1 protein-coding gene is annotated in these 531 nt (G+C 71.6%); it reads left to right on the top strand.

Features of this window, described 5'->3' with window-relative positions; genetic code table 11:
• Nucleotides 1–531, top strand: a 531-nt coding sequence (locus tag AC1DGD_RS22125) for an HNH endonuclease (RefSeq protein WP_476858284.1), incomplete at both ends; no start/stop codon positions are given.

Consider the following 531-nt stretch of genomic DNA (forward strand, 5'->3'; position numbering starts at 1 on the left):
CCGGAGGGCTGCCCGCCGCGGGCGGGCTCCGGCCCCAGGTCATGGCCACCATCGACTACCGCGACCTGCTCACCCGGCTCGGGACGACTCCCGCCGAAGCAGGCACCCCTGCCAACACCGCACAGCACGGCACCGGAACCAGGCACGGCACCGGGACGCTGCYGTTCACCGGYCCCGTCACCGCAGGCACCATCCGCAARMTCGCCTGCGACGCCGACATCATCCCCGTCGTCCTCGGCGGCGAGGGCCAGGTCCTGGACATCGGCCGSGCCTCCCGCRTCTTCCCGYCCCACATCCGCAAGGCCATCACGGCCCGGGACCGGGGCTGCGCCTTCCCGCAATGCACCATYCCCGCCCCYTGGTGCGARGCCCACCACATCACCTACTGGTCCCGCGGCGGAACCACCGGAGCCGGCAACGGCACCCTGCTCTGCTCCCATCACCACCATCTGATCCACAAGGAACACTGGAGCATCCAGATGCGCACCGGCATCCCCTGGTTCATCCCGCCACCCCACCTCGACCCCGCCC

It is taken from the genome of Arthrobacter sp. 05T45 (assembly GCF_056395875.1).